The following is a 6,242-nucleotide window of genomic DNA, read 5'->3' on the forward strand; positions in this document are numbered from 1 at the left end:
CTCACTGGATCAAATAAATCCGTTCATTGATCGCATCAAATTGTGGTAATTGCCGATTCAACTTTAACAAGCGCCGATCAGCTTGAATGCGTGCCAACGACCAAAACAGCTGGCTATCGGTTGCCCCATTGCGCTCGCCGATCACAAACCACAGCAATTGCGGAAACTGGCGACGCATCAAGTGTAGCGTATGGGCGTCGTTGATATCCCGATCAGGACTCCAGGCCATCACCACCGCATCGACTTGATCACCATAAGCCCATAATGCTGCATTAGCCGTCAGTGCTTCAGTCTGGACCAAAGGCGTGCGCCCAGTCATATTCTCTTGCGTCCAAGTCAACGCATCAGTGGTGATCACGGAATTGCCTTGCGCTTTTAACCCGGCCGAAAGATAACCATTGCCACTGGCGACTTCTAAATAGCGCATTGGTCCAAATAAGCTTTGCCAAGTCTGAAACAGATCAAGGTTTACGCTAGACCACATGCCATAGTGATAGGCAAAATATTGCCGGAAGTTGCGCAACATTTTATCCATGGTTTGAATGGACTTGACGTCGCCGCCTGCCATCACCAAGTCCAGATATAAACTTTCATCAATGCCTAAACGCGGTAGTGGATGCTTAGGTAACTGACGCTTGGCTAACGCTTCCCGCCAAGCACTCATCGCCTGCACTTGGGCATCGAGTACTGGATTGGCAAGCACCTGATTTAATTGTAATAATTTGGTCCAATAAGGCATATGGTTTCCTTTACACTTGAAAAAAGAGCATGCGTACATGCCCTTCTTCGGATTTATTGCGTGGTTGAGATCTGGCATCGATAGTGTTTCATGCGCCATCTGGCGATAGGGGTCTAACTGCGTTTCGGAACTGAAATCATCTCTCGTGGCCGGCCGGCTCCAGAAATCGGCAAAAACCGCCGATGTTCTTTTGCCTAAATTTCGAGCCAAGAAAATCGCTTGTCTTGAAATTTGTCTGAAATACTAGCTGAGCCAGAACCCACTGTCTCACCTAGTATTTCTGCCACGTTCGATGATTTCAGTTCCGCCACTCCGCTAGACCACTGACACCTGATGGCTACGAATCAGATGGTGACAACGCTGATGCAACAACTATTCATGATAACGGGTGCCTTCGAAACGTGAGCATTTTTAATCTGTAGCCAGTTGCATCAACGTAGAAAAGCTGTGGGCGGAGACAAAAAGTGCGGAGGCGGGCTGGTCATCAGCTGTGGAGCTCTTAGCGGTTTACCGCTTAGAGCTCAGCGAGAAGGAGATCCATTTTGCGATTATGAGCGAAGCGAATGTAAAATTAGCTCCGACGAGCGACATTGCGTTCCATGACCAGCCCGCCGGAGCACTTTTTGTCGGAGCTCACAGCTTTTCGTGCCGCTAGGCAATGAGAAAGTTAGTGAATGCCTAACGCCATCTTCGCATAACGGCTCATGCGCTCTGGTCCCCAAGCGGGATACCAAACCAAATGGATCTCGACGTCTTTGATGCCATCGATGCCCATTAAGGCGCGGTGGATGTCTTCATCCAAGATATCAGTCAGTGGACAGCCCATGGTGGTCAAGGTCATCTCGACTTCACATTTGCCGTTCTCATCCAAATCAACACCATAAATCAGCCCGAGGTTGATCAAATCGATGCCCAGTTCGGGATCAATGACCGTTTCTAAGGCTTCAAGGATCTCGCCTTTCATTTTTTCAAAATATGCAGTATCTGTGGTTTCAGCCATGTTAATGACCTCCGATTACTTTTCGTCTGCCTTCAGCACGCCGCCAACGGCATAATGTTCTTGGGCCATTTCATTGAGTACGATGTGGATGTGTTCCTTAGGTGCGCCAGTGTTTTTGGCAATGGCTTCGGTAACGTCGGCACACATTTGGCGCAGTTGTTCGCGAGAGCGGCCCGCGATTAAATCGATATGAACTAATGGCATGAGAAAGTCCCCTTTAATTGTTATGCTGTTATTTTAGCATAGATCAGCGGTTACGAAAAGAAAGCCCGTTTCGCATTTTTTCCGGCTTCAAGGTATACTACCTAATAGAAGAAAAAGGAAGTGGCCAAATGTTAACTCGCAGTTCTTGTACCAGTATTTTAATCGGCAAAAATGCCACCTTTGATCATTCGGTGATCATCGGGCGCAACGAAGACTCGAAAGCCGCTTGGCCCAAACACATCGTCAAGCATGCGCCAGTCGTTGACGCGCAACAATTCGCCTCAAAAGCCAACAAATTCGCAATGCCTTTGCCTAAAAATGCTTTAGCTTATACCGCAACGCCTGAATGGACTGATAAATTCGGTTTATTCGAAGAAGCTGGCATCAACAGCGCTGGCGTCGCCATGAGCGCCACAGAATCTGCCTATGCCAATATGCGCGTGCTCGCTTATGACCCATTCATTGAAGACGGGATCACTGAAGAAGCGATGGTCACTGTCGTTTTACCATATGTGAAATCTGCTCGCGAAGGCGTCCAGCGCTTAGCCGATATCGTTGAAAAATACGGCACCGGCGAAGCCAACGGCATTTTGTTTGCCGATCATGATGAAGCTTGGTATATGGAAATTGCCACCGGCCATCGTTACGTCGCGCAACGCATTCCTGACGACAGTTATGCCGTGGTCGCTAATCAACTCGCGATTCAAGTGGTCGATTTTGACAGCGATGACTTTATGTACAGTGCGGACCTCAAAGATTTCGCCGAAAGTCACCAATTATGGACGCCTGGCACCGACTTTAACTTCCGCCAAATTTTCGGCACGGATTCCAGCTTTGATCGCACTTACAACACGGCCCGGGTGTGGGACGGTCAACGTCGCTTGACGCCAAGTGTCAAACAAGATCCCGAATCCAGCGATTTACCGTTCATTCAAAAAGCCGATCGTTTGTTGCATGTCGACGATGCTTTTTCCGTGTTAGGGTCGCATTTTCAAGAAACGGAATTCGATCCTGCCGACCCGCGCGCCAAATTTCCGCATCACTATCGCCCGATTTCCGTAGCCAAAACGCAAGAAGCCCACGTCTTACAAATGCGGCAAAACTTACCGCAACCGATCGCCGACATTCATTGGCAAGCGATGGGCGTGGCGGCAGAAAGTCAATTTATCCCCTTCTTTGCTGGCACAACGGACACACCGGAAAGCTTCAAACAAGGCGAACTGCCTGCTGACCTCAACTCCGCTTATTGGCAATTCAAATTGGCCAGCGTTTTAGTGGACGCCCACTTCATGCGCTTTGCCAAAGATTTAGACGCCGTGCAAACTAGCACTCATCAAAAGCTCCTGGCCAGCATCGCCCAAGCAGACGCTGCCAGCGCCAGCCTTGACGAACACGGGTTAGCTGGTTTGGCGACCACGGCGACTGCTGCCAACGCTGCGATTGCGTTGAATGCTTGGCATGAGTTCACGATGAAATTGTTGATGGACAGCACCGATTTATCACCGCTGAATTTCATGCATGACGCTAACTTATAGGAGTCGCTTATGAACTACGCACGAGTCGAAGCTTTCACTGATGCAGTGATTGCGATTATCATGACCATTATGATCCTTGAATTTAAAACCCCAGAAAGTCCGCAGTGGACTGCTATCTTAGCGGATGCGCCGTATTTGTTTGCCTATCTGATCAGCTTTTTGTTCATCGGGGTCGCTTGGTTCAATCATCACTATATGTTTGCGCTAGCCACACGCTTAACGAAAAAGATTTACTGGATCAACAATGCTTGGTTATTCACGATGTCTCTGATTCCCGTCGCTACCGCTTGGGCGGGACGATTTTTGAATCAGCAGGCGCCAGAATATTTCTATTTGATCGTCTTCTTTTTATGGAGCATCGCTTATTGGTGGTTGACGCGCGCGTTGATTCAAGCCCACGCCGACTCGGCAATCGCCAAGAAAATTGCCGCCATGCCACCATATTTGTTTATGAATTCGTGGCGGCTCCCGACTTTTACGATCGGATTGGCCATCGTCATTTATTTCTTCCCGCCTGCGTGCTTGCTCGCCACTGGCGCAGAATTAATCTATATGGCCTTACACACCACGCCTGATGCAGATCGCGTGAATTAACACCACTCAAAAACATCCTGCGGGGTGTTTTTTAATCCATTACAAAGTATTTACAAAAATTCCTGAAATTAAGTACTTGACTATACTCGGAGAAGGCGTTAACATGATTGTGAATTCAAGGAGGAAGGAGCGGCTTAGCGCAAGTCGTCAGTAATTCTTCGCAACGAGGGGCAGTTCCTCGCAAACCCAGTGAGACTGATCCGCAGCGGGGTGACCCGTTGGATCTCTAGCTTCAGAGTGCCGGCACTGAAGGGCTCAATCGGGCTCATTCCAGATCACACCGGATCGATTACCTCATGGCGACATGGGAAGCAAGCGTGCCTGTGGACGAAAGGCAATGCAGAGCTGAGTAGTGCTTAAAGTGGTTTTGGGCCAATCCCCCAAAGTTACGCAGCAACGCGCTTGAATACATTTGATCACTGCAACGACGTAATTGAATCGGCATGAAAGCCGCAAGTCCACGAAATAGACGCCTGTTTCGTGGACTTGTTGTACTCAAAAAATCCGCCATCACAACCTTTTTCAGTTTGCGATGACGGATTTTGTTTTTTACATAAAGGTATAAGGATCAGTGTTCAGGGTTGAGGCTACGGCCTGAATCCCCCAGCCGTCAATTTGTGACCAGTCATTCAGAAGATCCGCCACATGGGTTTTCATGATGCTTTCGATATGATGACCGGGGTCGATCACTGGCATATCACTCGCTAACATATCATGGCCGGTATGATAGTAAACATCCCCGGTAACATACACATCAGCGCCGGCAGCTTGCGCATCCAAGTAGAATTTTCCTCCGTCGCCGCCTAAAATTGCGACATTTTGCACCGGGCGCGTCAAATCATTGGCGATCACCCGCAGCGCCGGTACATTGAAGGCTTGTTTGACTTGGGCCACGAAGGCTTTCAAGCTGAGCGGCTGTGGCAATTGCCCGATGCGTCCCATGTGTTCCTCGTCGCCGGATTCGATGAATGGCAATACCCTTGACAACTTCAAGGCTTGCGCCAACCAGTCGTTCATCCCACCAATCGCTGAATCCAAGTTGGTGTGCGCCGCGTAAACTAAGATATCATGGCGAATCACATTGGCATACATGGCAAATTGCGGATTGGCGTAATTTAAGTTCTTGGCTGGCCGAAACATCGCCGGATGGTGCGCAAAAATCATGTCGCAGTGCAACGCAACCGCTTCTTCGACCACTTCTGGCCGTACATCTAACGCCACCAAGACCCGTTTGACGGTTTTGGTCGCGTCCCCGATTTGAATGCCGATCGGATCGCCTGGCACGGCTAACGATTTTGGGGCAAATTGTTCAAATCGCGCGATTAAATCTAAGCCTTTAGTCATGTTGCGCTTCCTTTAACAAGGCTAACCGTGCTTGCACTGCCGCGAGCTTGTCAGCGTTGTCGGAGTTGGCCTTTTCTAAGCTGGCTAAAATATATTCTTGATTGGCGATGTCGCGGGCTAGTTGTTGTTCAAACACCTCGCCGCGCTTGCGTTTCAACACTGGGCCGAGCACCAAGTCGGCTTCAGTGTATGGCACTTCTGGGCTGGTTTGGCCAGCCACGATGATCGGATAAACATGGCCTTCATCTTCCAACAACGCTTCATCCAAAATGCCAAATTCATGCTTGGCCAACCATTGGCGCACGGTGTAGTCATCACGGTTCGGTTCCAAAATAAAGCTTTCAGTGCCATCGAGCTGCGCCAAGCCTGCTTCCAGCAATTCCACCATCAGTTCGCCGCCCATTCCAGCGATAATGATCGTGTCGATGTCATCTTCAGGTTTGATGCCGCTTAACCCGTCTGCTTGGCGCACGACGATTTTATCCTCGACGCCAGCTTGTTGGATATTGGCTTTAGCGATTTTGCAAGGGCCGGCACCGATATCAGAAGCAACGGCAAAATCGATCACGACATCTTGGGCTAAGGCGATGGGAATATAAGCGTGGTCAGTGCCGATGTCAGCTAAGCGCGCGCCTGATTCGACAAAGCTTGCAATTTGGGCCAAACGTTTGGATAAATGAATTGTCATGTTGATCCCCTTTGAGAAATTTTCTGTATTTAGTATACCAAACCCTGGACGCACTTTGGGGTCAAATTTGAGGTAGAAGCTTTGTAAGCACCCAATAACAGACCGTCTTGAAAATCAATAGAGGCCCGTTCCCAGATT

At 49.2% G+C, this 6,242-nt stretch carries 7 protein-coding genes; 2 read left to right on the plus strand and 5 right to left on the minus strand.

Going from position 1 to position 6,242, the window contains the following annotated elements; translation table 11 throughout:
• Position 1: 1 nt before the first annotated feature.
• From FD01_RS12315 to FD01_RS12325, 3 genes are all read right to left on the minus strand, one after another.
• Positions 2-739, minus strand: coding sequence for a hypothetical protein (locus tag FD01_RS12315; protein WP_056964577.1), 738 nt, complete (start codon positions 737-739; stop codon positions 2-4).
• A gap of 667 nt (positions 740-1,406) precedes the next feature.
• A complete protein-coding gene (locus FD01_RS12320; RefSeq protein ID WP_056964579.1) occupies positions 1,407-1,739 on the minus strand; it encodes a metal-sulfur cluster assembly factor in 333 nt (110 codons plus the stop codon).
• A 15-nt stretch (positions 1,740-1,754) separates the two neighbouring features.
• Positions 1,755-1,943, minus strand: coding sequence for a 2-hydroxymuconate tautomerase (locus FD01_RS12325; RefSeq protein ID WP_054716094.1), 189 nt, complete (start codon positions 1,941-1,943; stop codon positions 1,755-1,757).
• A 128-nt stretch (positions 1,944-2,071) separates the two neighbouring features.
• On the opposite strand from FD01_RS12325, the gene FD01_RS12330 reads away from it, so the two are divergent.
• A complete protein-coding gene (locus FD01_RS12330; RefSeq protein ID WP_056964581.1) occupies positions 2,072-3,478 on the plus strand; it encodes a C69 family dipeptidase in 1,407 nt (468 codons plus the stop codon).
• Positions 3,479-3,487: 9 nt separating this feature from the next.
• Entirely contained in the window at positions 3,488-4,072 is a 585-nt protein-coding gene (locus FD01_RS12335; RefSeq protein ID WP_056964582.1) for a TMEM175 family protein, read from the plus strand.
• 549 nt (positions 4,073-4,621) lie between these two features.
• Here the strand turns inward: FD01_RS12335 and FD01_RS12340 are convergent.
• Positions 4,622-5,416: a Nif3-like dinuclear metal center hexameric protein gene (locus tag FD01_RS12340; protein ID WP_054716091.1), complete on the minus strand. Its 795-nt coding sequence runs from the start codon at positions 5,414-5,416 to the stop codon at positions 4,622-4,624.
• Entirely contained in the window at positions 5,409-6,104 is a 696-nt protein-coding gene (locus tag FD01_RS12345; RefSeq protein ID WP_056964584.1) for a tRNA (adenine(22)-N(1))-methyltransferase, read from the minus strand. The genes FD01_RS12340 and FD01_RS12345 overlap by 8 nt, the downstream gene beginning before the upstream one ends.
• Positions 6,105-6,242: the final 138 nt, after the last annotated feature.

The sequence above is a fragment of the Lacticaseibacillus manihotivorans DSM 13343 = JCM 12514 genome (assembly GCF_001435035.1).
In the GTDB taxonomy this organism is placed as follows: domain Bacteria; phylum Bacillota; class Bacilli; order Lactobacillales; family Lactobacillaceae; genus Lacticaseibacillus; species Lacticaseibacillus manihotivorans.

Excerpts from the sequence above, each read along its gene's own strand:
- FD01_RS12325 (WP_054716094.1), bottom strand. The coding sequence starts at position 1,943 with ATGCCATTAGTTCATATCGATTTAATCGCGGGCCGCTCTCGCGAACAA.
- FD01_RS12335 (WP_056964582.1), top strand. The coding sequence starts at position 3,488 with ATGAACTACGCACGAGTCGAAGCTTTCACTGATGCAGTGATTGCGATT.
- FD01_RS12330 (WP_056964581.1), top strand. The coding sequence starts at position 2,072 with ATGTTAACTCGCAGTTCTTGTACCAGTATTTTAATCGGCAAAAATGCC.
- FD01_RS12345 (WP_056964584.1), bottom strand. The coding sequence starts at position 6,104 with ATGACAATTCATTTATCCAAACGTTTGGCCCAAATTGCAAGCTTTGTC.
- FD01_RS12320 (WP_056964579.1), bottom strand. The coding sequence starts at position 1,739 with ATGGCTGAAACCACAGATACTGCATATTTTGAAAAAATGAAAGGCGAG.
- FD01_RS12340 (WP_054716091.1), bottom strand. The coding sequence starts at position 5,416 with ATGACTAAAGGCTTAGATTTAATCGCGCGATTTGAACAATTTGCCCCA.
- FD01_RS12315 (WP_056964577.1), bottom strand. The coding sequence starts at position 739 with ATGCCTTATTGGACCAAATTATTACAATTAAATCAGGTGCTTGCCAAT.